This window comes from Glycomyces tarimensis (assembly GCF_054776215.1).
This window is the reverse complement of record NZ_BAAHCB010000005.1, coordinates 457626-482877: the sequence shown is the minus strand read 5'-3', so window position 1 is coordinate 482877 and position 25252 is coordinate 457626. Positions and strand designations below refer to the sequence as shown.

At 68.9% G+C, this 25252-nt stretch carries 21 protein-coding genes; 10 read left to right on the top strand and 11 right to left on the bottom strand.

Annotation, left to right across the window (positions count from 1 at the left end):
- Nucleotides 1-251 precede the first annotated feature (251 nt).
- Genes ACYVK3_RS07755 through ACYVK3_RS07745 form a run of 3 tightly spaced genes read left to right on the top strand, consistent with a single transcriptional unit; the run spans nucleotide 252 to nucleotide 3335 of the window.
- Complete coding sequence (locus ACYVK3_RS07755) at nucleotides 252-932, top strand: IspD/TarI family cytidylyltransferase (RefSeq protein ID WP_460496707.1); 681 nt, start codon at nucleotides 252-254, stop codon at nucleotides 930-932.
- Nucleotides 925-1632 carry an SDR family NAD(P)-dependent oxidoreductase gene (locus ACYVK3_RS07750; RefSeq protein ID WP_460496706.1) on the top strand — a complete coding sequence of 236 codons (708 nt, stop codon included), beginning with the start codon at nucleotides 925-927 and terminating at the stop codon, nucleotides 1630-1632. The genes ACYVK3_RS07755 and ACYVK3_RS07750 overlap by 8 nt, the downstream gene beginning before the upstream one ends.
- 11 nt (nucleotides 1633-1643) lie before the next feature.
- Nucleotides 1644-3335, top strand: a complete 1692-nt coding sequence (locus tag ACYVK3_RS07745) for a CDP-glycerol glycerophosphotransferase family protein (protein ID WP_460496705.1) — start codon at nucleotides 1644-1646, stop codon at nucleotides 3333-3335.
- 51 nt (nucleotides 3336-3386) lie between these two features.
- Here ACYVK3_RS07745 and ACYVK3_RS07740 read toward each other — a convergent pair whose 3' ends face one another.
- Both ACYVK3_RS07740 and ACYVK3_RS07735 read right to left on the bottom strand, forming a co-directional pair.
- Nucleotides 3387-5060 carry a CDP-glycerol glycerophosphotransferase family protein gene (locus tag ACYVK3_RS07740; RefSeq protein WP_460496704.1) on the bottom strand — a complete coding sequence of 558 codons (1674 nt, stop codon included), beginning with the start codon at nucleotides 5058-5060 and terminating at the stop codon, nucleotides 3387-3389.
- 114 nt (nucleotides 5061-5174) lie between these two features.
- Complete coding sequence (locus ACYVK3_RS07735) at nucleotides 5175-5870, bottom strand: phosphocholine cytidylyltransferase family protein (RefSeq protein WP_460496703.1); 696 nt, start codon at nucleotides 5868-5870, stop codon at nucleotides 5175-5177.
- A 156-nt stretch (nucleotides 5871-6026) separates the two neighbouring features.
- Between ACYVK3_RS07735 and ACYVK3_RS07730 the strand changes: the two genes are divergently transcribed.
- Entirely contained in the window at nucleotides 6027-6800 is a 774-nt protein-coding gene (locus ACYVK3_RS07730; protein ID WP_460496702.1) for an IspD/TarI family cytidylyltransferase, read from the top strand.
- 8 nt (nucleotides 6801-6808) lie between these two features.
- Here the strand turns inward: ACYVK3_RS07730 and ACYVK3_RS07725 are convergent, their stop codons facing one another.
- From ACYVK3_RS07725 to ACYVK3_RS07705, 5 genes are all read right to left on the bottom strand, one after another.
- Nucleotides 6809-7975 (bottom strand): glycosyltransferase family 4 protein, encoded by a 1167-nt coding sequence (locus tag ACYVK3_RS07725; RefSeq protein WP_460496701.1) that lies wholly within the window; start codon nucleotides 7973-7975, stop codon nucleotides 6809-6811.
- A gap of 229 nt (nucleotides 7976-8204) precedes the next feature.
- Nucleotides 8205-10973, bottom strand: a complete 2769-nt coding sequence (gene topA / locus ACYVK3_RS07720; RefSeq protein WP_460496700.1) for a type I DNA topoisomerase — start codon at nucleotides 10971-10973, stop codon at nucleotides 8205-8207.
- A gap of 144 nt (nucleotides 10974-11117) precedes the next feature.
- Complete coding sequence (locus tag ACYVK3_RS07715) at nucleotides 11118-13433, bottom strand: proton/sodium-translocating pyrophosphatase (protein WP_460496699.1); 2316 nt, start codon at nucleotides 13431-13433, stop codon at nucleotides 11118-11120.
- Between the two features lie 217 nt (nucleotides 13434-13650).
- The gene (locus ACYVK3_RS07710; RefSeq protein WP_460496698.1) at nucleotides 13651-14160 is read right to left on the bottom strand and encodes an ATP-binding protein; all 510 of its coding nucleotides are present in this window, start codon (nucleotides 14158-14160) and stop codon (nucleotides 13651-13653) included.
- The gene (locus tag ACYVK3_RS07705; protein WP_460496697.1) at nucleotides 14157-14516 is read right to left on the bottom strand and encodes an STAS domain-containing protein; all 360 of its coding nucleotides are present in this window, start codon (nucleotides 14514-14516) and stop codon (nucleotides 14157-14159) included. The genes ACYVK3_RS07710 and ACYVK3_RS07705 overlap by 4 nt, the downstream gene beginning before the upstream one ends.
- Before the next feature lie 135 nt (nucleotides 14517-14651).
- On the opposite strand from ACYVK3_RS07705, the gene ACYVK3_RS07700 reads away from it, so the two are divergent.
- Nucleotides 14652-17045 (top strand): DEAD/DEAH box helicase, encoded by a 2394-nt coding sequence (locus tag ACYVK3_RS07700; RefSeq protein WP_460496981.1) that lies wholly within the window; start codon nucleotides 14652-14654, stop codon nucleotides 17043-17045.
- A gap of 65 nt (nucleotides 17046-17110) precedes the next feature.
- The gene (locus tag ACYVK3_RS07695) at nucleotides 17111-17575 is read left to right on the top strand and encodes a hypothetical protein (RefSeq protein ID WP_460496696.1); all 465 of its coding nucleotides are present in this window, start codon (nucleotides 17111-17113) and stop codon (nucleotides 17573-17575) included.
- Between the two features lie 61 nt (nucleotides 17576-17636).
- On the opposite strand, the gene ACYVK3_RS07690 is transcribed toward ACYVK3_RS07695, so the two are convergent.
- A complete protein-coding gene (locus tag ACYVK3_RS07690) occupies nucleotides 17637-18227 on the bottom strand; it encodes a heme-binding beta-barrel domain-containing protein (protein WP_460496695.1) in 591 nt (196 codons plus the stop codon).
- 142 nt (nucleotides 18228-18369) lie between these two features.
- On the opposite strand from ACYVK3_RS07690, the gene ACYVK3_RS07685 reads away from it, so the two are divergent.
- The gene (locus ACYVK3_RS07685; RefSeq protein WP_460496694.1) at nucleotides 18370-19164 is read left to right on the top strand and encodes an HAD-IIA family hydrolase; all 795 of its coding nucleotides are present in this window, start codon (nucleotides 18370-18372) and stop codon (nucleotides 19162-19164) included.
- 26 nt (nucleotides 19165-19190) lie between these two features.
- A complete protein-coding gene (locus tag ACYVK3_RS07680; RefSeq protein ID WP_460496693.1) occupies nucleotides 19191-19574 on the top strand; it encodes a DUF3263 domain-containing protein in 384 nt (127 codons plus the stop codon).
- A 24-nt stretch (nucleotides 19575-19598) separates the two neighbouring features.
- Here the strand turns inward: ACYVK3_RS07680 and ACYVK3_RS07675 are convergent, their stop codons facing one another.
- From ACYVK3_RS07675 to mdh, 3 genes are all read right to left on the bottom strand, one after another.
- Nucleotides 19599-20852, bottom strand: coding sequence for an APC family permease (locus ACYVK3_RS07675; RefSeq protein WP_460496692.1), 1254 nt, complete (start codon nucleotides 20850-20852; stop codon nucleotides 19599-19601).
- A 3-nt stretch (nucleotides 20853-20855) separates the two neighbouring features.
- Nucleotides 20856-21596 carry a phosphatase PAP2 family protein gene (locus tag ACYVK3_RS07670; RefSeq protein WP_460496980.1) on the bottom strand — a complete coding sequence of 247 codons (741 nt, stop codon included), beginning with the start codon at nucleotides 21594-21596 and terminating at the stop codon, nucleotides 20856-20858.
- 105 nt (nucleotides 21597-21701) lie between these two features.
- Nucleotides 21702-22652 (bottom strand): malate dehydrogenase, encoded by a 951-nt coding sequence (gene mdh / locus ACYVK3_RS07665; RefSeq protein ID WP_460496691.1) that lies wholly within the window; start codon nucleotides 22650-22652, stop codon nucleotides 21702-21704.
- A gap of 200 nt (nucleotides 22653-22852) precedes the next feature.
- Here mdh and ACYVK3_RS07660 point away from each other — a divergent pair, with 200 nt between their 5' ends.
- Both ACYVK3_RS07660 and ACYVK3_RS07655 read left to right on the top strand, forming a co-directional pair.
- Nucleotides 22853-23740 carry a sulfite exporter TauE/SafE family protein gene (locus ACYVK3_RS07660; RefSeq protein ID WP_460496979.1) on the top strand — a complete coding sequence of 296 codons (888 nt, stop codon included), beginning with the start codon at nucleotides 22853-22855 and terminating at the stop codon, nucleotides 23738-23740.
- Nucleotides 23741-23816: 76 nt separating this feature from the next.
- Nucleotides 23817-25169: a dihydrolipoyl dehydrogenase family protein gene (locus ACYVK3_RS07655; RefSeq protein ID WP_460496690.1), complete on the top strand. Its 1353-nt coding sequence runs from the start codon at nucleotides 23817-23819 to the stop codon at nucleotides 25167-25169.
- The last annotated feature ends 83 nt before the right edge of the window (nucleotides 25170-25252 follow it).

Sequence of the window (25252 nt, the reverse complement as noted above, 5' to 3'; positions counted from 1 at the left end):
ACGCCATCGCGCCGAATCCCCCTATTGCGCACCGGAATTCGTGCCGACGAGAAGGTGAATTCAAGGTTGCTCGCAAGTAAACATGAATCGCTCGCATGTTACTGTGATAAAACTCATTCCACTTCGTGGCAACCTGCCAGCCCGACTGGAACGATCTTCCCGTTCACTGCCCGATTCCCCATGCCCTCGTCCCGTCCATCCGAGAGTTCCCTGAGGAACATCGTCGTTTCCCTCGCGGAGGTAAACCCCAGATGTATAGCCTGATGCTGCTCAACGGCGGTATCGGAAGCCGCGTCGCCGCAGGCCGCCCGAAGCAGTTCATCGACGTGGCCGGACGCCCGATCATCGTCTACTCGCTGATCGCCGCCGACACCGTTCCCGAAATCGACCAGATCGTTCTCAACTATCCCGAAGGATTTCGCGAGGAGATCGAACGGCTGGTCACCGACTACGCCATCCAGACCCCTGTCACTTATGTGCCCGCCGGCGCCAGCCGCCACGAGTCGGTGGCCGCGATGCTTCCGGCCTGCCGGAACGAGCGAGTCCTCGTCCACGAGTCGGCCCGGCCCCTGATCTCCGCCGCCGACTTCAAGCAGTTGGTCGCCGACCCTCGCGAGAACGTGAGCCTCATGCTCCCCATCCCCTTCACCGTCGCTCCCGTGGAGCCCGAGACCGCTCGAGTCATCGGCTCGCTCGACCGCGCCCGGCTGCGCAACGTGCAGCTACCCCAGAAGTTCCTCAAGGACGACCTCGCCGACGCGCACGATCGCGCCCGCGCCGAGGGCATGGTCTTCACCGAGGACGCGACCCTGTGCGCCGTCACCGGCCACGAGGTCCACTTCATCGACGGTCAGGACACGAACATCAAAGTGACGACCCCTACCGACGTCAAGTTGGCCGGGTTCCTGCTCGGAGGGGACGAATATGTCTAAATCCATGCTCATCACCGGCGCCTCCAAGGGCATCGGCGCGGCCATCGCCGAGCGGTTCTTCTACGCCGACAACGACGTGACGGACTTCCTCCTGCTCGCGCGGCAGTCCGAGGAGTTCGAGAAGCTGATCGGCCGGCTGACCGGTGACAACCCTTACGGCAAACGCGTCTTCCCGCACGTGGTCGATCTGGCCGATCGCGCCCGCATCGTCGGGCTCATGCGAGATGTCATGGCGGAGGCCGGCAAGGTCGACTACCTGGTCAACAACGCCGGGTACACCGCCCCCTGCGCGCTCCAGCAGATCGAGTTCGCCGATTTCGAACGCACCATCGGCGTGAACCTGTACGCACCGTTCACGATCGTGCAGGAGCTGCTGCACTGCGGCAACACCTTCGAGCTCATCGTCAACATCGCCTCCACCGCCGGCATGGGCGGCCGGCCCGGCTGGCTGACATATGGAGCGTCGAAGGCCGCCGTGATCAACATGAGCGAGGCGATGAAGGACGAGCTGTCGATCTACGGGACGCGCGTCGTGTGCATCTCCCCCGGCCGCTGCGCCACTGATCTGCGCCGCAAGCTCGCCCCGGACGAGGACCCGTCGACGATCATGCAGCCCGAGCACGTCGCCTCGGTGATCGACATGCTCGCCTCCGACGTCGGCCGCCTCGTCGACAGCCAGAACCTCGTCGTCCGCCAATAAGAACGAAGCGCATGCTCAACAAAATCACACAGCTCAGATACCTCCGAGCGCTCCTGCCGAACATGCTCCCGGTGCTGTGCCACGCCGTGATCCTCTTCGGAGGACCGGGCGCGTGGCGGTCGGTCGCGTTCGCGCTCATCGCCGCGACGCTGGTGTTCTACTGCTATCCCCGCCGCTCCAACGTGCCGGGCCGCTACGCCCCGGGCCGGATGCTGCTGGCGTTCACGCCGTTCACCGCCGCCCTGACCGCCGGGACCGAGGTGCCCTTCGCCTGGGCGCTCGCGGTGCTCGCGAGCGCCGGGATGATCGCCGTCGAGGTGCTGCTCAGCCGCGTCGTGAGCGCCGCCAAGATCGCCACCGCGCACCTGCCGACCAGCCCGTCCACATCGGACTCATTCTTGCGCCGCACCGTGCTGTACTACCTGTCGACGATAGCGGTACTGGCGGTACAGGCGCCGCTGGTCGCCTCGGGATGGGCCGGGGCCACGCCGTACGCGGTGGCGCTGGCGGCACTGCCGACCGCCGCGCTCGCCGGGGCGAAGTTCCTCGGGCTCACCCACCGGATTCTTCCCTCCACGGAAGACATCACCGAGACAGTGGCGGGTGCGCTCGAACGGATCGGGCCGTCGTTCATGGTGTACTTCGCCGGGCCCCTGAATACCACCTATCAGTTGGAGATGTGGCTGCCGTACTTCGAACAGATCGAAGGCGACTTCTTCATCATGACCCGGGAGCGGCACAACCTCCAGTCGCTTGCCGAGGCGACCGAGCGGCCGGTGGTGTTCGTCGAGGGCCAAGGCCCGATCGACGGAGTGATTCCGGAGTCGGTGACCACGGTCTTCTACGTCAACAACGGCATGAAGAACACCCATCTGGTGCGCGACCCCGAGCTGCTGCACATCCAGCTGCTGCATGGCGACTCGGACAAGGTCTCCAGCTACAACCCGGTGACGGCCATGTACGACAGGGTCTTCTGCGCCGGACAGGCCGGCATCGACCGATACGCCGGTCACGGCGTGCACATCCCATCCGACAAGTTCGATATCGTGGGCCGCCCGCAGGTGTCGGTTCTCGATATCACCCGCACCCCTGTCAGCGACGTCGAATCGCCGACCGTGCTTTACGCGCCCACTTGGACCGGCTTTTATGAGGATGCGAACTATTGCTCGCTGCCCTTGGGCCCCCAGCTCGTCCGCGCCCTGCTGGACCGAGGTGTGACGGTGGTGTTCCGGCCGCACCCGTACACCGATCGCGACGATGACGCGAAGCACCAGCGCCTCGATGTCGAGGAGCTGCTCCGCGCCGACGCGGCGAAGAGCGGGCGGGCGCACGTTTGGGGTCCGAAGGCCTGTGAGGACATGACATTGTTCGACTGCGTCAATGCCGCCGACGCCCTGGTGTGCGACGTCAGCGCCGTGGCCTCCGACTGGCTCTACACCGAGAAGCCGTTCGCGGTCGTCGACGCCCGCGACGAAGGCGAGGACTTCATGGAGACGTTCCCCCTCGCGAGGGCGGCCTATCGGATCGACGGCACCGGCGCGAACCTCGGACCGGTGCTCGACGAGCTGCTCAAGACCGACCCGCTCGCCCGCCAGCGAGCAGAGGCGAAGGTGTATTACCTCGGAGACTTCCCCGCCGAATCCTATGAGCGGGCCTTCATCGACACCGCCCAGCGATACATCGACGTCGGAACGCTCGACTGACGCCACGGGGCGCCCCGCCGTCTCGGCAGGGGCCCGTCACGCATTGTTCGGTCAGCCGACGAGGACCCCCAGCGAGGACTCACCCGTGGCGGTCTTGCGCACCGGGGTGGCGTAGGTCGCCCGCACCTCGTCGACGAAGCGATCCACGAGGTCCTCGGGGGCGATGTCGCCGAGGTAGTACTCGCGTACGGCGGCGCGGGTGCCGACCTTGGAGTCCATGACGAGCAACTCGTCGAGCACGTCCTCGATGTTGCCGGCGTCGGGCTCCAGCAGATACGCGGCCCTGGCCAACGGGAACTCTGTCAGGTAGGCGTCGCCGAAGCCCCTGGGGTCGGTCATCGCGAAGGGCCGGCCGCAGTAGAGCCAGTCCGAGGCGGTACCGCTGATGTCGGAGATCGCCACGTCGGCCGCGTTGATGCAGTCGCTCAGCGTCACCTCCGACTCGGCGAGATCACCCCACAGATGCGCACGACCGGTCCTGGCGGCGTCGGCCGCGATGATCCCCTTGATCTCATCGGCCAGCGCCTGGTAGGCGGCGTTCGTGCTCGTGTAGGGGTGGGTGCGGAAGATGACCGTCACGTCACGTTCGAGGATCGCCTCGACGATGCGCCGTCCCTGCCGCAGGGAGGAGTAGTTGACGTCCTCGGTCAGGCCCGTCCAGGTCGGCGTGTAGAGCACCACCTGGCGATCCTCGTCGAGCTTCTCGCGGTGGCCGACCTGGATGTCGTGGAGCTGCGGGCGGCCGATCTTCTTGAACTTGTAGTTCGGGATGTCGACGCCGTGCCGGTGGTAGCGGTCGATGCCGGCCTGTCCTGCGACGAATACGCGGTCGTACATGAGCGAGACCGGGCTGCGGCTGATGGCCTTGTCCGAGTCGCCGTGCATCAACTGCACGTGGATGTACTTGTCGAGCTTGATGAGCTGCGCGTTCTTGACGGCGTGGTTGACGTAGAAGACGGATCGGACGCTGCCGGGCAGCAGCTTGTCGAGGACCGACTGGGCCGGGACGACGACGATGGGCGCCGTGGTGCGCTCGGCGACGGCGTCGACGAGGTAGCGGTCGCGGATGATGATCATGTACGGGTCGCCGACCCGTTCGAAGTACGGCAGCCACATCCGAAGCTGGTATTCCGACTCGCGCGAGCCGGCGAAGTGGATGACGAACTTCGGCTGGAGCCGTTCGACGGCGGTCATGACCTGGATGTCGACCGGGTGGGACTCGCGGCGGCGGCGCAGGTAGTTGTCGACCGCGGCCAGGGCGGCCCAGGCGAACACGGCGATCGTGGCGGCCAAGAGGGCGAGGTCGGTCCAATGGCGAGCGGGGTCCTCGGGGACGGCGGCGGCGAGGACATAGGCGACGGTCAGCAGGTTCGTGAGCGTCGCGATGACCGGGGGCAGTTCCCAGCGGCGTCGGCTGGAGCGTTCGACATCGAGGTTGACGCTCTCGAGGTAGCCGATGTGGAGGGCCTTGGAAACGACATCGGAGTAGGCGCAGAAGAGCGTGATGGCGACGCCCGCCACGAGGAGTCCCAGCCGGCCCGTGCCGCCGGAATACCAGACCTCGATGAGTACGGCGAGCGCGGCCAGCGTGCGGGCGATGCGCGTGGAGGAGATGACCGTGCGGTACTGCCAAGTGTTGACGCCGAAGACGACGAAGGCGAGCGCGAGGGTCACCAGAGGCATGTCGCGCAGCGCGACCGCCGTGATGACCGCGGCGACGGCCATCAGGTTGAGCCTGAACGACCAGGATGTGAGCAGATTATTCATCGAAGTGGTACGAGCCCTACGTTTCGTGTTCTACCTGCATTATGCGCCTGCGGCGCCTAGCTGCGATGCTGTTCACTTGAAGTGCTGGTTGACGCTGTTGAGGTCTTCGGCGAAGTCGACCTCGATGACGTTGTGCGCCGAGATGTCGACCGCCTCGAACTTGAGTCCGTCCTTCTCAATGGCGGCCTCGATGCCGCCCTCGAAGTACTCCTGGTCGTCGACCTCTGCGAGCCGCTTGGCGACGACGGCGCGGTCGTCGGCGGAGACGTAGTTGATGCCGACGGCCTCGCCGAGAGCGCCGTCGGAGACCTTCTTGGAGAGCTTGTTGACGTAACCGTCGGCGCCGAGAGTGTACTTGACCTCCTCGTCGGAGACCTTCGCGGTGTTGACGCTGATGAAGGACCGGTCCATGGCGACGTGCGGCAGCAGCACGTCGAGCACCTGCGGGTCGAACACGACGTCGCCGTTGAGCCACAACACGCCGCCGGGGCCCAGGATGTTGAAGGCCTTAAGCAGGCTCTTGGAGGTGTTGGTGTCGCCATATGCCTGGTTGTAGATGAAACCGACGTCGGGCACCTCCTCCATGATCATCTCCTTCTTGAAGCCGACGACGAGGTGGATCGAGTGCCGGCTGAAGCGGGAGGTGAGCAGGCGCAGGGAGCGGCCGAGGATCGTCTCGCCCGTGTTCAGCGGCGTCAGCGGCTTCGGGTGCGGCTTGCCGAGCCGGGATCCGACTCCGGCCGCCAGGATCACGATGTTCGTGGACATTGGAGACACCTCGATTGGTTAGGGTGCTGGATTAGTGCAGTTTACCTAGTTAACAACGCAATTACGCAAAGACCAACGACGGGTGGACGCGGCGGTCACACAGCACACGGAGGGCGGGCCGGCGACGGTATTCTTCCCACCGTTCGCACTCGACCGATGAGCCCTTGGAGTGACGCCTTGCCTTTCAGCCAGTCCGCGGCACCGTATCCCTCCGACCGGCCCACCGTGGCGGTGGTTTTGGCGGGCGGCACGGGGACCCGCATGGGTGCCGGCGTGCCCAAGCAGCTGCTCGACGTCGGCGGCAAGCCCGTGATCCTCCATACGCTGGAGGCGTTCGAGGCCGCGCCCGATGTCGACGAGGTCCTGGTGGTCATCGCCGACGGCTACGCCGACGCGGTGCGCGCCATCGCCGGGCGGGCCGAGGTGACGAAGCTGGCCGACGTCATCGGCGGCGGTGCGAGCAGGAGTGATTCGTCCAAGGCGGCGGTGGCGTGGGCGAGCGAGCGGTTCGGCCCCGACGGCGAGTGCAAGCTGCTGCTGCACGACGCGGCCCGGATGCTCGTGTCGGGCCGGATCATCGCCGACGTGGTCTCGGCGCTGGACCGACACTGCGCCGTCGGCGTGGCGGTGGCCTCGTCGGACACGATCATCGAGGTCGAGCGGTCGGGCGGTGAGACGTTCGTCGCCGCGGTCCCCGACCGGGCGGCACTGCGCCGGGTGCAGACGCCGCAGGGCTTTCACCTGTCGGTGATCAGGGCCGCTTACGCGGCGGCCGAGGCCGACGCGGACTTCCGCGCGACCGACGACTGCTCGGTGGTGCTGCGGTTCCTGCCGCACGTGCCGGTGCGGATCGTCGACGGCGAGGAGCGAAACCTGAAGGTGACCGAGCCGATCGACCTGGTGGTCGCATCGGCGCTCCTCGAACGCTGAGCACACGGTCAGGACCGGTTCGCCAGCAGCCGTTCGAACAGCTCCACGTGCCGGCCGACGACCTGCTCGGGCTCGAAGCGCGCGGCGGTGCGCCTGCCGCCGTCGGCGAGCTTGCGGCGCAGTTCGACGTCGGACATGAGCCGTGCGAGCGCCTTGCCGAGCTCGCCGGGGTTCTTCGGCTTGACGAGCAGGCCGTTGACCTCGTTCTCGACGATCTCGCGCGGGCCGTGCTTGACGGAGGTGCACACCACCGGCAGTCCGGCGGCCATCGCCTCGACGATGACGAGACCGAACGGCTCGAATCGGGAGGGAATGGCGGCTATGGAGGCCTCGCCCCATTGGGCGTCGAGCGGCGTGACCGGGCCCATGAGCTTGACGCGGTCGCGGAGGTCGCGCTCGCCGATCATCCGCAGGAGTTTCTTGCGGTCGCGGCCGCGGCCGTAGATCTTCACCTGCCATTCGGGGAAGCGCTCGGCGATCTGGCCGAACGCCTCGATGAGGATGTCGAAGCCCTTCATGCCGGTAAGGCGCCCGGCGGTCATGATGACCGGCTCGGTGAGGTCGGAGGGGCCGTGCGGGTTCGGAGGGATCGAGTTCGGCACGCAGGTGACGAGGTGGGCGTGCTCGGGCATGGCCTTGCGGTAGATCTCGGCGTCGGCCTCGGTGATGGTGACGATCGCATCGAGGCGGTGGTAGCCCTCGAGGATGCGCGCGCGGACGGGCGCTGCGTAGCTGTCGAGGTAGAGGTGTTCTTGGGCGACCTTGACGCAGCCGGGCCGGCCGTAGCGGGCGACATAGAGGTTCAGGCTCACCTGGGTGCTCACCAGGACGTCGGTGTCGAGTCGCCGGAGGAACCGCTTCACCTTCTTGTCGAGGAGCCTCGATGACTCGCCCATGTTGTTCACTTTGTCTTCATCGAGGTAAGAGGGGAGCTTCCGGTTGATCTTGTCGATGAGCGACAATCGTTCGCCGCCTTCGGAGGGAGCGCGGACGTCCCAGAGGTCGACGATGTTCAGGCGCGGGTCGATCGCGAAGTCGGACCGGTCCTTGTGCCGTACACATGACACGATCGTGACGTCATGGCCGAGACCGACCAGGGCTTCCGCGGTGTTCAGCGTGGTTTTGATGGTGCCGCCGATGCCCCAGATATTGCGAACGAGAAACGTAATTCTCATATGTTCGTAACCAACTCCCGAAGAATTGTCGAGTGATCCACAGAAGACGGTCGATGTTCACCGTCGAACGCCAACCCACGTCTCCCTGACGCGCCAAGACACTCCCCGGTTGCCTCAGGGCCCAGAAAAGTTTACCAATGGTATTGATACGCGAGTGCCAAGTCGTTCGGTTGCAGCCCGAACGGTTTCAGTGTGTCGGATGGACCACAGCGACAGGAGAACGCGGTACCTACTCGTGCTTCTTCGTGGCCTTCTTCGCGGTGGCCTTCTTCGCCGTCTTCTTGGCGGCCTTCTTCGCCGTCTTCTTCGACGCCGTCTTCTTCGCCGTGGTCTTCTTGGCGGCGGCCTTCTTCGCGGTGGACTTCTTGGCCGCCTTCTTCGCGGTCTTCTTGACGCCGCCTCCGGCGGCGACCTTCTCCCGGCGCTCGGCGAGCAGCTCGGCGGCCCGGTCGATGGTCATCGCCTCGACCGTGTCGGTCCTGCGGATGCTCGCGTTCGTCTCGCCGTCGGTGACGTACGGGCCGAAACGGCCGTCCTTGAGGGTGACCTCCTTGCCCGTCACCGGGTCGGGGCCGAGCTCCTTGAGCAGTGTCTGCGCGCGCTGGCGCCCGCGGGTCTTGGGCTGGGCGAGCAGCTTCTCGGCCTCGTCGAGCGTGAGCGTGAACAGCTGGTCCTCGGACTCCAGGGACCGGTAGTCGCGTTTTTTGACGACGTAGGGGCCGTGCGGACCGAGCCCGGTGCGGACCTCCTCGCCCTCGGCGTCCTTGCCGACGAGCCGCGGCAGCGTCAGCAGCTTGACCGCGTCGTCGAGCGTGAGCTCCGAGAGCTTCTGCCCGGACAGCAGCGAGGAGGACTTCTCGCCGGAGGTGACGTAGGGCCCGTATCGGCCGCTCTTGGCGTACACGGGCTCGCCGGTCTCCGGGTGGGTGCCCAATTCGCCCTCGCCGGCGCCGAGCTCGTAGAGCTCCTCGACCTTCGCGGGGGTCAGCTCGTCGGGCGCGATCGATTCGGGGATGGAGGTGCGCTCGCCGTTCTCGCCGGCCTCGGCCTGCTCGGGCGAGGTGCGTTCGAGGTAGGGGCCGTAGCGGCCGACGCGGACGACGACCTTGCGGTTCTGCTCGTCGGTGTAGAGCGGGATCGAGTTGACGCCGCGGGCGTCGATCCGGCCCAGTTCCTCCTCGACCATGTGCCGCAGCCCGCCCGAGGCGGCCACGGTGCCTTCGCGGTCGGCCCCGCCGAAGTAGAACTTGCGCAGGAATTCGACGCGCTGCTCCTCGCCGCCGGCGACCTGGTCGAGCTCATCCTCCATCCCGGCGGTGAAGTCGTAGTCGACCAGGCGCGGGAAGTGCTGCTCCATGAGGCCGATGACGGCGAACGCCAGGAACGACGGGATGAGGGCCTGGCCGCGCTTGAACACGTAGCCGCGGTCCTGGATGGTCTGCATGATCGAGGCGTAGGTCGAGGGCCGGCCGATGCCGCGGTCTTCGAGGGCCTTGACCAGGCTGGCCTCGGTGTAGCGGGCGGGCGGCTGGGTGGTGTGCCCGGCGGGATCGAGGCCGCGCTCGTTGAGGTGCTGGCGCTCGGTGAGCTCGGGCAGGCGCTTCTCGGCGTCGTCGGCGTCGCCCTCGTCGATCGATTCGACGTAGGCGAGCAGGAAGCCTGGGTTGGTGATGGTCTTGCCGGAGGCGCCGAAGTCGGCCTCCTCCCCCGCCTCGGTCGTGGCGCGGGCGCGCACCGAGGTCGAGTTGCCGGTGGCGTCGACCATCTGGCAGGCGAGCGTGCGCCGCCAGATGAGCTCGTAGAGCCGGTGCTCCTCGGCGGAGAGCTGGCCCTTGAGCTGGTCGGGGGTCTTGAAGTGGTCGCCGGCGGGACGGATGGCCTCGTGGGCCTCCTGGGCGTTCTTGACCTTGCGGGCGTAGCGGCGGGCCTCGGCCGGCACGTACTGGCTGCCGTAGAGCTGCGCGGCCTGCTCGCGGGCGGCGCGGACGGCCGTTTCGGACAGGTTCGTCGAGTCGGTCCTCATGTACGTGATGTGACCGTTTTCATACAACCGCTGTGCGACCCGCATGACCTGTGCGCTGGAGAGGCGCAGTTTGCGGCCGGCCTCCTGCTGGAGCGTCGAGGTGATGAACGGCGCGTACGGGCGGCGCCGGTACGGCTTCTTGTCGACCTTGAGAACGGTGAAGTCGCGGCCGGTCAGGCGCTCGGCGAGGCCGCGGGCGCCGGCCTCGTCGAGGTGGACGACGTTGCCCTTGGCCTTGCCGGTGGCGGGGTCGAAGTCCTTGCCGCCGGCGATGCGGTCGCCGTCGATGGCGACGAGGGTGGCCTTGAAGGCCTGGTCGTCGTCGGTGGCCAGTCGCGCGGTGACGTCCCAGTAGTCGGCGGTGCGGAAGGCCATGCGGGCCCGCTCGCGCTCGACGACGACCCTGGTGGCCACGGACTGGACGCGGCCGGCCGACAGGCGCGGCATGACCTTCTTCCACAGCACCGGGCTGACCTCGTAGCCGTAGAGGCGGTCGAGGATGCGGCGGGCCTCCTGGGCGTCGACGAGGTCCTGGTTGAGCTCGCGCGGGTTGGCGACGGCATCGGCGATGGCCTGCGGCGTGATCTCGTGGAAGACCATCCGCTTGACCGGGATCTTCGGCTTGAGCGCCTCGAGCAGGTGCCAGGCGATGGCCTCCCCTTCGCGGTCCTCATCGGTGGCGAGGTAGAGCTCGTCGGCCTCGGCGAGATAGCCCTTGAGCTTCTTGACGTGCGCCTGGCGGTCGGGGTTGACGATGTACAGCGGGGCGAAGTCGTTCTCGACGTCGACGCCGAGGCGCGACCATGCCTTGTCCTTGTATTTCTTCGGGATCTCCTTGGCGCTGCGCGGCAGGTCGCGGATGTGCCCGAGCGAGGAGTCGACGATGTAGTCGGGGCCGAGATAAGAGGAGATCGTCTTGGCCTTCGCCGGGGACTCGACGATGACCAGGCGCTTGAGGTCGGCCACAGCTCCCACCAATTCACTCGAAGATTGCGATACGGGACTCGAGAATTGCACTCGATTCGCTACGGTAACTCACGCTTGCCGAGTCCGTCCCCAGAGTATGCGTGTGGCCCGGGCCTGACGGCCGGGGCCACACGCTGGTTTCGAACGGATTCGCTACCTGACTTCTACGGCCTCACGCTCTTTTGGGGAGCGGTCGTCGCCCGCCTCGACCACGGCCGAGCGGCGCTTGGAGAGCAGGATCGCGCCGATGAGGACGAGCACGGCCGCGCCCGCGACGGTCCACCGCATCGCGACGTTCGCGTCGTCGCCCACCGTCGCGACCACGACGGCCGGGGCGATGATGAGGGCGACGAGGTTCATGACCTTGAGCAGCGGGTTGATGGCCGGGCCGGCGGTGTCCTTGAACGGGTCGCCGACCGTGTCGCCGATGACGGCCGCGCTGTGGGCCTCGGAGCCCTTGCCGCCGTGGGCGCCGTCCTCGACGTCCTTCTTCGCGTTGTCCCAGGCGCCGCCCGAGTTCGCCAGCATGATCGCCATGAGCACGCCGCAGGCGATCGCGCCGGCCAGGTACGCGGCGAGCGGTCCGACGCCGAGGCCGAAGCCGACGGCGACCGGAGCGGTGATGGCCAGCAGGCCCGGCGTCGCCAGCTCGCGCTGGGCGTCGCGGGTGCAGATGTCGACCACGCGGCCGTACTCGGGACGCTGCTCGCCGGTCATGATGCCCGGGAAGCGCGCGAACTGGTCGCGGACCTCCTGGACCACCGCGCCCGCCGAGCGGGCCACCGCGTTGATGGCCAGACCGGAGAACAGGAACACCACGGCGGCGCCGATGATGAAGCCGACGATGTTCGCCGGGTTGGCGATGCTGAGCGCCTCGAACAGCGCGGCGCCGGCCAGGCCCTCGGACGCCACGGCGTCGGTGTACGAGCCGAACAGCGCGGTCGCGGCCAGCACGGCCGTGGCGATCGCGATGCCCTTGGTGATGGCCTTGGTGGTGTTGCCGACCGCGTCGAGGTCGGTGAGCGTCTGGGCGGCGTCGCCGTCGACATCGCCGCTCATCTCCGCGATGCCCTGCGCGTTGTCGCTGATGGGTCCGAAGGTGTCCATCGCGACGATGACGCCGACGGTGGTCAGCAGGCCGCAGCCGGCGAGCGCGACGGCGAACAGGCTCACCAGGAGCACGCCCCCGCCGAGCAGGTAGGCGCCGAAGACCGCGGCGGCGATGAGCAGCGCCGAGTAGACCGCCGACTCCAGGCCGAGCGAGAAGCCCGAGAGGATGTTGGTGGCCGCGCCGGTGCGCGTCGAGGCCGAGACCTCGCGGGTCGGCTTGTAGCGCGTGTCGGTGTAGTAGCCGGTCAGTGTCATGATGGCCGCGGCGAGCGCGATGCCGATGACGACCGCGATGATGGCCAGGCCCTGCGGGCTGACCGGGATCGCGGAGGCGTCGATGTCGGTGCCCAGCTCGGCCCAGTCGGCCGGGACGTAGAGGAACACGGCGACGGCCGTGAGGCCCGCGCCGATCACCGCCGAGATGTAGAACGCGCGGTTGATCGCGGTGAGCCCGGAGGCGTCGGAGGCGCGCATGCGGGTGATGACGACGCCGATGAGGGCGCAGACGATGCCGACCGAGGCGACCAGCAGCGGCAGGATCAGGCCGGTCTCGCCGAAGGCGGCGCGGCCGAGGATGAGGCTCGCGACGAGCACGACGGCGTAGGACTCGAACAGGTCCGCGGCCATGCCGGCGCAGTCGCCCACGTTGTCGCCGACGTTGTCGGCGATGGTGGCGGGGTTGCGCGGGTCGTCTTCGGGGATGCCCTGCTCGACCTTGCCGACGAGGTCGGCGCCGACGTCGGCGGCCTTGGTGAAGATGCCGCCGCCGACGCGCATGAACATGGCCAGCAGGGCGGCGCCGAAGCCGAAGCCCTCAAGGACCACCGGGGCGTCGCCCCGGTAGGTGAAGACGACGATGGCCGCGCCCAGCAGACCGAGGCCGATGGTCAGGAAGCCGACCACGCCGCCGGTGCGGAAGGCCAGGTGCATCGCGCCGATGGGCTTGCCGTCGCGCGCCGCCGCGGCGACGCGCACGTTGGCCCGCGTCGCCAGGCTCATGCCGGCCCAGCCGATGAAGGCGCTGAACGCGGCTCCGACGACGAAGAAGAGGCTGCGTCCGATGCGGACGTCCGTGCCTCCCTCTGCCGGCAGCAGGAACAGCAGCACCACGGCGATGACCACGAAGATCCCGAGCGTGCGGAACTGGCGGCGCAGGTAGGCCGAGGCCCCCTCCTGGACCGCCCCGGCGATCTCGCGCATCTTTTCAGTGCCGGTCCCCGCGCCCAGGATGCCCTTGACGAGGGCGGCAGCGGAGCCCAGCGCCACCAGCGCGAGCACGGCGGCCACCACCACGAGGCTCACATTTGAGCTCGTGAGCTGGCCTACGTTCTCGTCGCCATTGGCGAGCAACGTATGCATGTTGTTCCTCCATAGGAATGGCCGCGCGACTCGCGCGCGTGCGGATTCGTCGAGGCCGTTCGCGATGGGATGCGGCGGCGCTCAGGACCGCGCCCCCTCGCTCGACACGGTGAGGCGTCGATGCGCGGTGGCGCGGCTGCTTTGACGAGCGGAGTGTAACGATGCGAGCTCGTTGCGCGCGGGGTCGGTCACCGGGGGTCTCTTGCGGTGAGCGGACTCAATGCTCGGTGGACTGGGAGCCGCCGGGCAGCGGCCAGCTCATGGAGACGGTGGTGCCCTTCTCGCCGTCGGGACCGGTCACGACCAGGTCTTCGACCAGTCCTCCGAGGACGATGAGGGTGATCTCCTCCGAGAGGGTGTCCTCTTCGAGCGCATCGTGATCGTTCGCGCGCGCGCCGGGGCGGTCATGCGAGGGCGCGAGGCGAGTCTCGGACTGTGCGCGCAGATCGCGCGCGTTATCGGTGATTTTTGCAACGAAACGATCACCGATCGAAAATTCTATGCGCACAAGATCGTCGATCTGGCTGTCGCGATGCCTGAGGACCGCTCGCGTGCAGGCCTCGCCGACGGCCTGGCGGACCTCGTCGAGCAGGCCGGTGGCCACCCCGGCGTGCGAGGCGACGTCGGCGGCCACGAGTCGGGCGGCGCGGACGTAGGCGGCGGCGGGCGTGAAGGCGAACCGCACCGTCGCCGGTTCCGCGCGGTGGTCGTGTCTGGCGGCGTTCACTCGCTGGGCACCGCTTCCCGGACATCGAGCACCTTGTCCAGGCCGGTCAGGTCGAGGAGCTTCCTGATGCGTGGGTTCGCGCACACCACCACCAGCGCTCCGCCGGCGTCACTGAGCCGACGGCGTGCGCCGATGAGCACCCCCAGACCGGTCGAATCGCAGAACTCGGTCGGCGTCAGATCGATCGCGACGCGCATCCGGCCCTCCGCGGCGAGCTGCCGGACGGCCTCGCGCAGTTTCGGCGCGGTGTACATGTCGATTTCCCCGGTCACGGAGATGACGGAGTAGGCGCCGACCGTGGACAGGCTCAGTCCCAGTTCAGGCTCGGGCGCTCCGTCACTGGATGTTCCTCTCACGCGCTCTCCCAAGGCTTGGATGTGTCCTAGGGCATAGCGTACTGCTTCCACAGTGGGAGCGTGTCGGGAGCGTCCCTCCGAGTGACCGCCCGCCCACCTCGCCGAAGGAGGCGCTTGTCGGATCGCTGCGGCATCATTGACCCCGTGTCATCGGACCAGCTCATCAGCGCGCTCAGCGCCGGACCAGGCGAATTCGCGGCTCGCAGCCTTCGCCGAGAGGAAGGGCTGCGCCACCTGCGGCGCGTCCCGCCGCGCCGGTCCGCGCACACCGACTGGCCCGCATGGGTCCCCGACGAGATTCGCGACACGCTCGCCGACGGCGGCATCGTGCGGCCGTGGCCGCACCAGGCCGAGGCCGCGACGCACGCGCACGAGGGCCGCGACGTCGTCGTGGCCACCGGCACCGCCTCGGGCAAGAGCCTGGCGTACCTCCTGCCGGTCCTGACCGAGGCCGCGAACGGCACCGAGGGGCGGAGCCTCTACCTCGCCCCCACGAAGGCGCTCGCGGCCGACCAGGCCCGCGCCGTCGGCGAGTTCGACGTGCCGGGGCTGCTCCCCGCGATCGTCGACGGCGACACCCCGTACGAGCACCGCAAGTGGGCCCAGCGGTTCGCGAACCTCGTCTTCTCCAATCCGGACCTGGTCCACCACTCGATGCTGCCGAGGCACCGGATGTGGCGGTCGCTGCTGAAGGACCTCAAGTACGTCGTCGTCGACGAGTGCCACATCTACCGAGGCGTGTTCGGCGCGCACGTCGCGCTCACCCTGCGCCGGCTGCTGCGCCTGGCCGAGCACTACGGCGCCTCGCCGACGGTCATCGCGGCCTCGGCGACGGCCGCCGACCCCGCCGCGGCGCTGTCGACGCTCACCGGGAGGCCGGCCGTGCAGGTCACGGTCGACTCCTCGCCGTCGCCGGGCGCGAACATCGCCCTGTGGGAACCCGAGACCTTCGAGCTCGAGGGCGAGCCGCAGAAGGCCTCCACATTGAGCGAGACCGCCCGGATGCTCGCGCAGCTCACCCAGCGCGGCATCCGCACGCTCGCGTTCGTGCCGTCCAGGCGCGGCGCGGAGATCGTCGCGGCGGAGGCGAAGTCCCGGCTGGGCGCCGACCCGGCCGCGGACCGGATCGCGGCCTACCGGGCCGGCTACCTCCGGGAGCACCGCCGTGACCTCGAAGCCGAGCTGCGGGAAGGACGGCTGCTCGGGGTGGCGACGACGAACGCCCTCGAACTCGGCATCGACGTCACCGGCCTCGACGCGGTGCTCCTGTGCGGCTACCCGGGGCGGCTCGCCTCGTTCTGGCAGCAGATTGGACGCGCCGGGCGCGGCGAGACCGAGGCGCTGGCGATCATGCTCGCCAAGGACGACCCGCTGGACACCTATCTCGTGCACCACCCGGAGGCCATCTTCGACCGGCCGGTGGAGGCGAGCGTGTGCGACCCGTCGAACCCGTACGTCCTGGCCGGGCACCTGTGCCTCGCGGCGGAGGAGCTGCCGCTGCGGGACGCCGACCTCGACTCGATTCCCGGCAGCCGCGACGTGGCCGAGCAGTTGTGCGAGCAGAAGCTGATGCGCCGCAGGCCCGGCGGCCGCTACTACTGGGTGGGCGCTGAGCGGCCCGAGGTCTCACTGCGCGGATCGGGGCCGATGGGCATCGACATCGCCGAGGCCAGCACCGGCCGCCTGATCGGCACGGTGGACGCCGCGGCCTCGCACCGCCTGGTGCACCGCGGCGCGCTCTACCTGCACCAAGGCGAGTCCTATCTGGTCGACGAGCTCGACTTGGACGACGGTGTCGCGCTGGTGCACGCGGCGAAGCCGCCGTGGACGACCAGCGCGCAGGAGATCACGCACCTGGAGATCCTGAGCACGCGCGAGTGCCGCGAGATGGGCGAGGTGACGATGTGCCTCGGCGAGGTCGAGGTGACGACGGCGGTCATCTCGTACCAGCGCAGGCGCGTCCCTACCGGTGAGGTGCTCGACACCCAGCTGCTCGACCTGCCGCCCCAGACACTGCGGACCGTGGCGGTGTGGTGGACGGTGGAGCCGGAGGCGCTGCCGGGCGTCGGCGACCTGCCCGGTTCGCTGCACGCGGCCGAGCACGCCTCGATCGGGCTGCTGCCGTTGGTCGCCACCTGCGACCGGTGGGACATCGGCGGGCTGTCGACGGCGGCGCACCCGGACACCGAGCTGCCGACGGTGTTCGTCTACGACGGCCATCCGGGCGGCGCGGGCTTCGCCGAGCAGGCGTTCCGCAAGTGGACGGACTGGCTGGGGGCGACGAGGGACGCGATCGCGGCGTGCGAGTGCAAGGCGGGGTGCCCGAGCTGCATCCAGTCCCCGAAGTGCGGCAACGGCAATGAGCCGCTGGACAAGACGGGAAGCATCCGCATCCTGGACCTGGTCCTGGCGGCCGATGACGGCGAACCACCGGTGGTGCTCCAGGCCGCGAACCCCGCGATGCTCGTGCCGCAGAAGGAGAAGAAGGAGGAGGAGGAAGCGGCCGACCTCTGGCCCGGCGACTTCTGACCGCTTCGGGTCTTCGGGCCTTGGTACGGTCCTCCGGTCCCCTCGAGCACTGCCCCGGAGTACAAGTGAGTTCCCGAATCATCGAGGTCCGGTACCGGACCGCAGCCTGTGTCGTCTCCATCGTCAGCGGAGCGGCTTTGGTGCCGGTCAGCATTGTCTCGATCGTCACCGAGCAGTGGGACCTGCAAGGCATGTGGGGCATCGGCATACTGCTCGTCGTCTGGGGTGTCAGGATGACTTCAACGCCATGCCGCACCTACGATGTGAGGGCCAAGACGCTCTGGATTCACTGGGTCGGCACTCGCCGCGCGCGTGCGACCTTCGGCGCTCCGAGCGAAGAGCTGTTGTTCGCGGAGGATGGCAAGCTCAGGCGGATCGGTGCCGACGGTCGGGCAAAGCTGGCCGTGGTTCGGTGGGCCTGCGACCGCGCCGATTTCGACCGTCTGCTCCGCGTGATCGATTCCCAAGACCGGTCTCGGCTGGCGAAGGAGCGCGCCAAGCACCGCACCTCGGACATCCAGCAGGCTTGATGCGGTACAGCGCGGTCGCCGAAGCGGCGCCCGAAGGCGCCAGGGCGCCGGTCGCCTGAAGTCAGCCTTCGACTCGGTCGAGGCGGGCCGAGAGGTGCGGGCTCAGCGGCTTGCCCTCCGCGGCCATCTCCACCGCGTACATCAGGGCGCCTTCCACGATGCCGTACAGCCGCTTCGCGGCCGTGACCTCTTTGGCCTGGGGACTGCGCACCACCGCGTCGGTCGCGAGCTCGATCTTCGTGCCGTCCACGTGCCCGTAGTACAGGTCGAGAATGCCGGTCGGGTGCGCCAGCAGGACCTCGACCTCGGGGCGCTTGGGGTCGGCGCCTTGGACCACGCGCCACCAGCCCGTCTCCTGGGCCGCCGGCCGGACCGGCTTGGAGTCCAGGTCGACGATCCACGAACGGGCCTCGTAGCGCAGGAACGGCCGCCCGTCGTGCGTGAAGCGCATCTCCTGGGCGTACATGAAGTCCTCCTGGTCGGGATAACCGCCCTGACCGCGCCCGCGCCAGAGCCCGACCAGCGGCAGCAGCGGCAAGAGGTCGTCGTGCAGGTTCGGCCCGCTGCGCAGGTCGGCGGTCTCCTCGAACGGATAGGCCTCGACCTGCTCGTAGGTCGAGGCGAACTCCGCCGGTACCTCGCGCTCGCTCATCGGTTCCTCCCAGTTCGGATCGTCCAGTAGCCGAAAACGCCCGCCAGTGCCCCGGATGCGATGACGAGCACGGCGGTCAGTGCCGTATCCACGGCCCTTACTTTACGTCCGCCGTTCGCCGATTCGATCTCACGATGGCAATATGTGGGTCATGACTACACCTGGACCGTTCGATTCGTGGCTCTCGGACATGGACGGCGTGCTCGTCCACGAGGGGGTCCCCGTCCCGGGGGCCAACAAACTGATCGAGAAGCTGCAGACGGCGGGGAAGCGGTTCCTCGTGCTCACCAACAACTCCATCTACACCGCGCGCGACCTCCATGTCCGACTGAAGAACTCGGGGCTGACCGTTCCCCAGGAGTCCATCTACACCTCGGCCATGGCCACCGCGGACTTCCTGCACTCGCAGCGCCCGTCCGGCTCGGCCTACGTCATCGGTGAGGCGGGTCTCACCACCGCGCTGCACGAGATCAACTACGTGCTCACCGACTACCGGCCGGACTACGTCGTGCTCGGGGAGACGCGCCGCTACGACTTCGGTGCGATCACGACCGCGGTGCGGCTCATCAAGAACGGCGCGCGCTTCATCGCCACCAACCCGGACGCCACAGGGCCTTCGCTGGAGGGCATCATGCCCGCCACCGGCGCCGTGGCGGCCATGATCTCCCAGGCCACCGGTTCGGAGCCGTACTTCGTGGGTAAACCCAATCCGTTGATGATGCGCAACGCCTTGCGCCGCATCGAGGCGCACTCGGAGTCGACGATCATGATCGGCGACCGCATGGACACCGACGTGCTGTCCGGTCTGGAGGCCGGGCTCGAGACGGTCCTCGTTCTGTCGGGGGTCACTGACACTATGGAAGAAGTCGAGAAGTACCCCTTCCGGCCGAATCACGTGAAGGATTCGGTCGCGGACCTCATCGATTGGATCGAATGAGCAGTCCCGTCGAGTTAGGAGCGATCATGCCTTCCGGCAGTACCCCGGCCCATTCCTCAGCGCGCGCGCGATCGGCGCGGGACGAGTTCGTCCCCGTGCCGCGCGGACCGCAACCGGCGGGCGGCGCCGTCCGGGTCGCCGCGGAGCCGCCGGTGGGCCCCTCGCGGGCCCCGCGCGAGCCGGAGGCGAAGCTCACCGGACTCGAGCAGCGCATCCTCTCGTTCGAGGCCCGGTGGTGGCGAGCCTCGGGCGCGAAGACGCAGGCGATCGCCGACGAGCTCGAGCTGACGCCCGAGCAGTACTACCAGCATCTGGCGCGGCTGATCGATCACCCGGCCGCGGTCGCCGAGCAGCCGGCGGTCATCCGCCGTCTGCGGGCCGCCCGCGATCACCGCAGACGCGCCCGCTGAGCACGGCTCGGGAGGGCTCCGCCCTCACGAGCCGGCGGTGCGGGCGGGGCGACGGGTGCAGGCATACCAGATCGCGCCCGCCGCGAAGACGGCCAGGCCGCCGAGGACCGAGGCGGTCGGCAGGCTCGCGGCGACGAGCAGGCATCCGGCGAGGCCGATCCACGGCAACGGCAGACGCCTGTCGAGCGTGATCGCCGAACCGTTGGCCACCGCGTAGTAGACCAGGACGCAGAAGCTGGAGAAGCCGATCGCGCCGGCCAGGTCGAGCGTCGCGACGATGACGAGCACGAGCGCGCCGGCGGCGAGCTCGGCGGCCCAGGGGACGCCGAAGCGTTCGGAGACGGCCGCGAGTCCGACGGGCAGGCGCCGGTCGCGGGCCATCGCCAGCGCGGTGCGCCCGATACCGGCCAAGAGGCTCAAGAGAACGCCCGCGACGGCGATGCCCGCACCGATGGCCACCAGCGGTTCCAGCGCCGGCGCGCCGGCGCTCGCCAGGTCGGACAGGGGCGCGCGGGATCCGGCGAGCGTCCCCGGGCCGAGGACGCTCAGGGCCGTGACGGCGACGGCGGCGTAGACCACCAGCGTGATGCCCAGGGCGATCGGGATCGCCCGCGGGATCGTCCACTCCGGACGCTTCACCTCCTCGCCGAGCGTGGCGATGCGCGCGTACCCGGCGAAGGCGAAGAAGATGAAACCGGCGGCGGTGAGCACGCCCCACGGGCGGGCGTCGCCGAGTTCCTGGGCGGCCACCGGTCCGGTGAGCCCGGTGATGACCACCGCGCACAGCACGGCGATCGTGACGCTCGCGAACACGGCCGAGGCGGCGGCGGTCTTCTTGACGCCCAAGAGGTTGACGGCGCCCAAGACGACGACCGCGGCGAGGCCGAGGGCCTTGGGGTGGTCGGGCAGCAGGTAGTTGCCGAAGGTCAGGGCCATCGCGGCGGCCGAGGCGGTCTTGCCGACCAGGAAGCCCCAGCCGGCGGCGAATCCTGCGGCGGGGTGGAGTCGCTTGGTGCCGTAGAGGTAGGCGCCGCCGGCCTGCGGGTGCATCGCCGCGAGGCGGGCGGAGGAGCGGGCGTTGCAGTAGGCGATGAGCGCGGCGACGGCGAGGGCGGTCAGCAGGGCGGGGCCCGATCCGGCGGCTTTCGCCGCCGGGCCCCAGACGGAGAAGACGCCCGCGCCGAGCATGGAGGCGAGTCCGATGACGATCGCCGCGGGGAGCCCGAGTCGTCGCTGGAGGGGCTGGAGTGGACGGTTTTGCGGAGACTGAGCGGGCATGTCCTAAAGATATCGTTTCTCGGGTTCGAGCCAACCCGGCAGTTCTATTGCCTCCCAGCGGATCCGTTGCACGATCCTCAAGATGAGGACGCCGATGAAGATGCCCGCCGGGGTGTCGCTGAACCAGTGATAGCCCAGGTAGGTCGTCGAGAAGGTCACGAGCACTGGGGGCACGAACGTCATCAGGTGGCGCAGCCAGGGCCGGATCGCGGCGCCGACGAGCAGGATGATGAACCCGTACCACAGGATCGTGTTGAACACGTGGCCTGAGGGGTAGGCGTGGTCCGGTTCGAGGCTCGTGAAGACGGTGGCTTGCGAGGCGTCCGCATACGGCGGGTCGCCGCGTTCGGGCCAGTAAGGGTAGACCCGGGGAGTGATGAGGTACTTGAAGATCAAGACCGAACCGGCCATGAAGTAGGTCGCCATGAAGGCCACGAGCGGTCGGGCGGTGCGGCTGCGCCAGGCGACGAGCGTGGCGAGGCCGAGGGCGATACCACCGAGGAGGCCGCCCTGTCCGAGCTTGTTGACCTGGTCGACCAGTTCGAAGGCCCAGTCGGGGCGGTGGGCGCCGAAGAAGTCGCGCAGCCAGGTGTCGAAGCGGACCAGCGGGCTGGGCCATGTCAGCGGGATGGTCCAGAGGACGAAGATCGCGATCATGGCGATCTCGAGCACCCACGAGCGCGGCCGTTTGACCAGAAACGGCTTCCAGGCGCTCGTGGGGGCTCGAGTATGACGTTGGTCCATGACGGTCACGGCCGTAAGCCTAGCGACATCCGAAAACGACGCCCATCTGATATGGCGGAGCGGCCTCGGTGCAATACCGGACCGCCGTCGGCTCGGGCCGGTCGCTCACAGGTCGGCGATGTCGGCCTGCTTGGCGCGGACGGCTTCGGCGGCCTGCTTCAGGTTCGCCAGCTCCTCGTCGGTCAGGGGGGTCTCGACGATCTCCTTGACGCCTTCGGCGCCGATCTTGGCGTTGACGCCGAGGTAGACGCCCTCGATGCCGTACTGGCCGTCGACCCAGGCGCAGACGGGCATGACGGCGCCGGAGTCTTCGGCGACGGCCCTGGCCATGCGGGCGGCGGCGGCCGAGGGGGCGTAGTAGGCCGAGCCGGTCTTGAGCAGGGCGACGATCTCGGCACCGCCGTTGCGGGTCTTGGTGACGAGCTCCTCGATCTTCTCGGCGGGGAGCAGGTCCGCCAGGGGCTTGCCGTCGACCGAGGACTGGCTCGGCACGGGCACCATCGTGTCGCCGTGGGAGCCGAGGGTCAGGGTGGTGACGGAGCCGACGGAGACATCGAGCTCCTCGGCGACGAAGTTGGTGAAGCGGGCGGTGTCGAGCATGCCTGCCTGGCCGAGGACGCGGTTTTTGGGGAAGCCGGAGGCGAGCTGGGCGAGCGCGGTCATCTCGTCGAGCGGGTTGGACACGACGATGATGACGGCCTCGGGCGAGACGGCGACGAGGTTCTCGGTGACGCCGCGGACGATCTTCGCGTTGACCTCGAGCAGGTCCATGCGGCTCATGCCGGGCTTGCGGGGCAGGCCGGCGGTGATGACGATGATGTCGGAGTTCGCGGTCGCCTCGTAGCCGTTGCCGTCGTTGTCGGTGGTGGTGCCGACGACCTTGGTCTCGAAGCCCTCGATGGAGCGGGACTGGTTCATGTCGAGCGCCAGGCCCTCGGGCTTGCCCTCGACGATGTCGGTGAGGACGACCTCGTCGAAGATGTCGTACTCGGCGAGACGCTGAGCGGTGGTGGAGCCGTAGAATCCGGCGCCTACGACCGTGACTTTCTTACCCATGGAATGCTCCTCTGCATAGGGACTACCCTGTCACGCTATGACTCCGGTCATGGGCCACGCCTCTGGCCCCTGGTCACGTGGCTTACGCCTCCCATACGGCAGCCGGGCATCCCGTCCAGTGGACTGTAGTTGACAAGTCCTACTAGATAAGTGGACTATATGCGGAACGCAGGAAACGTAGGGAGTTCTCCGTGCTGACCATGGCCACCATCTCCGGAGCGGCGGGCTTCGTCGCCCAGCTGGTCGACGGCAGCCTCGGCATGGGCTTCGGCACCATCACCATGACGTTCCTGCTGGGACTCGGCATCGCCCCGGCGGTGGCCTCGGCGTCGGTCAACGTCGCCACGGTCGGCACCGGCCTGGTCAGCGCCGTCTCGCACCACCGGTTCCGCAACGTCCACTGGCCCACGACCTTGAAACTCGGCGTCCCCGGTGCGTTCGGCGGCTTCGCCGGCGCGTGGGCGCTGGCGTCGCTGACGCATCTGGACGCGGCCACCCCGGTCACGAGCGGCATCCTCATCGTGTTGGGCGCGGCCATCGTGTGGCGCTTCGCCAAGGGCCGGATCGTCACCTCGGGTCCGGTCAACGGCGCCTTCGCCGTTCCCACCGGACTGGTCGGCGGCTTCCTCGCCGCGGTCGGCGGCGGGGGCTGGGGCCCGGTGACGATGCCGATCATGCTCTCCACGTCCCGCCTCGCCCCGCACCAGGTCGTCGGCTCGGTCTCCACGGCGCAGGTGGCCGCCTCCGCGGCGGCCGTCGTCGGCTTCGCGTTCGCGCTGCCCTCGAGCCTGGTGGTGCTGTGGCCGCTGGTGGTCGGCATGGCCGTCGGCGGGATGATCGCCGCGCCGCTCGCGGCCTGGCTGACCCGCAAGATCCCCACCGCCAAGCTCGGCTCCACCATCGGCATGCTCGTCGTGGCGCTCAACCTGCGCACCCTGCTCGGGAACTTCTCGGTCGCCTGGCAGGTCGTCATGCTCGCCTACCTGCTGCTGGCCGTCGCCTGGGTGGCCGTCCTGGTCCGCCGGGGCGCACCCGCCGCCGAGCCGAAGGTCGCTCCCGTCCCCGAGCCGGTCCGCGCCGAGGTCTGACCAGCGCCGGGATTAGTCCCCCGCCGCAGGGGTACCTGCCCGGCTACTGGCGCTTTCGTTGGGGCGGGTGAGAGGCATGAGCGAGCACTTCGACGCGGTCGTGATCGGCATGGGGCCCGGCGGGGAGGTCGCCGCCTCCCGGCTGCTGGAGGCGGGCAGGCGCGTCGCCGTCGTGGAGCGGGAGCTCATCGGCGGCGAGTGCGCCTACTGGGCCTGCATCCCGTCGAAGACGCTGCTGCGCGCCGCCGAGGTCGCCGATCGCGCCGTCCGCACGCCCGGCACCCGCTCGGCACAGGCCGACTGGGCCGAGGCCGCTCAATGGCGCGACACGATGATCCGCGGCCTGGACGACCGCAAGCGGCGCGACGACTACGAGTCGCGCGGCGCGGCGGTGGTCCGCGGGCCCGCCCGCCTCGCCGGGCCCGGCAGGGTCGTCGTCGGCGAGCGCGAGCTCACCTGCGACCACATCGTCGTCGCCACCGGCTCCGAGGCGATGATCCCGCCGATCGAGGGCCTCGAGGAGGCCGCGGTGTGGACCAACCGCGAGGCCACCACGACCACCGAGCTGCCCGGCCGCGCCGTCGTCATCGGCGGCGGTCCGGTCGGCTGCGAGATCGCCCAGTTCCTGCGCCGCTTCGGCACCGACGTCACCGTCATCGAGCTCGCCGAGTCGCTCATCGCGCACGAGGACCCGCGCGTCGGCCGGCTCCTGGCCGACCGCCTCATCGAGGAGGGCGTCAAGGTCCACCTCAAGACCGAGATCAAATGGGTCTACCGCGACGGCGACGCCCGCGTCGTCAGCTTCGACGACGGCACGACCGTCGGCTGCGACGTCGTCATCGCCGCCTCGGGCCGCCGCCCCCGCACCGACGGGCTCGGTCTGGAGACCGTCGGCGTCGACGCCCCGCCCGGGCAGCCGATCGAGGTCGACCGGCAGTGCCGGGCCGCCGAAGGCGTCTGGGCCGTCGGCGACGTCACCGGCGCGATGCCGTTCACGCACGTCGCGAAGTACCAGGGCCGCATCGCGGCCGACGCCATCCTCGGCGAGCGGCGCGAGGCCCGATACGAGGGCATCCCGCGAGTGGTGTTCACCGACCCCGAGGTGGCCGCCGTCGGCCTGACCGAGGCGCAGGCGCGCGAACGCGGCCACCGGACCGTCACCGCCGAGGTCGACCTCGCCGAGCGCCTGGCGCGGCCGTGGACGTACGAGTCCGAGCCGAGCGGCTCGGTCGGGCTCGTCGCCGACGCCGACCGGCGCGTGCTGCTGGGCGCGTGGGCCGTGGCGCCGTGCGCCGGCGAGTGGATCCACCAGGCCGCGCTCGCCGTGCGGGCGGCGATCCCCGTCGACGTCCTGCGCGACCAGGTCGCGCAGTTCCCGACCTACGCCGAGGGCTTCGCGGTCGCCGTGTCGTCGTTGCAGTTCGACTGAGCGAACCGGAAAGTTCCTCTAGTTCACCGCGTCAGGCGCGTAGCGTGAATATCGACACACCAGTCACACCGGCGGAGAGACGG

Excerpts from the sequence above, each read along its gene's own strand:
- ACYVK3_RS07755 (WP_460496707.1), top strand. The coding sequence starts at position 252 with ATGTATAGCCTGATGCTGCTCAACGGCGGTATCGGAAGCCGCGTCGCC.
- ACYVK3_RS07750 (WP_460496706.1), top strand. The coding sequence starts at position 925 with ATGTCTAAATCCATGCTCATCACCGGCGCCTCCAAGGGCATCGGCGCG.
- ACYVK3_RS07745 (WP_460496705.1), top strand. The coding sequence starts at position 1,644 with ATGCTCAACAAAATCACACAGCTCAGATACCTCCGAGCGCTCCTGCCG.
- ACYVK3_RS07740 (WP_460496704.1), bottom strand. The coding sequence starts at position 5,060 with ATGGCCGTCGCCGCGGTCATCACGGCGGTCGCGCTGCGCGACATGCCT.
- ACYVK3_RS07735 (WP_460496703.1), bottom strand. The coding sequence starts at position 5,870 with ATGTCCACGAACATCGTGATCCTGGCGGCCGGAGTCGGATCCCGGCTC.
- ACYVK3_RS07730 (WP_460496702.1), top strand. The coding sequence starts at position 6,027 with ATGAGCCCTTGGAGTGACGCCTTGCCTTTCAGCCAGTCCGCGGCACCG.
- ACYVK3_RS07725 (WP_460496701.1), bottom strand. The coding sequence starts at position 7,975 with ATGAGAATTACGTTTCTCGTTCGCAATATCTGGGGCATCGGCGGCACC.
- ACYVK3_RS07715 (WP_460496699.1), bottom strand. The coding sequence starts at position 13,433 with ATGCATACGTTGCTCGCCAATGGCGACGAGAACGTAGGCCAGCTCACG.
- ACYVK3_RS07690 (WP_460496695.1), bottom strand. The coding sequence starts at position 18,227 with ATGAGCGAGCGCGAGGTACCGGCGGAGTTCGCCTCGACCTACGAGCAG.
- ACYVK3_RS07685 (WP_460496694.1), top strand. The coding sequence starts at position 18,370 with ATGTGGGTCATGACTACACCTGGACCGTTCGATTCGTGGCTCTCGGAC.
- ACYVK3_RS07680 (WP_460496693.1), top strand. The coding sequence starts at position 19,191 with ATGCCTTCCGGCAGTACCCCGGCCCATTCCTCAGCGCGCGCGCGATCG.
- ACYVK3_RS07675 (WP_460496692.1), bottom strand. The coding sequence starts at position 20,852 with ATGCCCGCTCAGTCTCCGCAAAACCGTCCACTCCAGCCCCTCCAGCGA.
- ACYVK3_RS07670 (WP_460496980.1), bottom strand. The coding sequence starts at position 21,596 with ATGGACCAACGTCATACTCGAGCCCCCACGAGCGCCTGGAAGCCGTTT.
- mdh (WP_460496691.1), bottom strand. The coding sequence starts at position 22,652 with ATGGGTAAGAAAGTCACGGTCGTAGGCGCCGGATTCTACGGCTCCACC.
- ACYVK3_RS07660 (WP_460496979.1), top strand. The coding sequence starts at position 22,853 with ATGGCCACCATCTCCGGAGCGGCGGGCTTCGTCGCCCAGCTGGTCGAC.
- ACYVK3_RS07655 (WP_460496690.1), top strand. The coding sequence starts at position 23,817 with ATGAGCGAGCACTTCGACGCGGTCGTGATCGGCATGGGGCCCGGCGGG.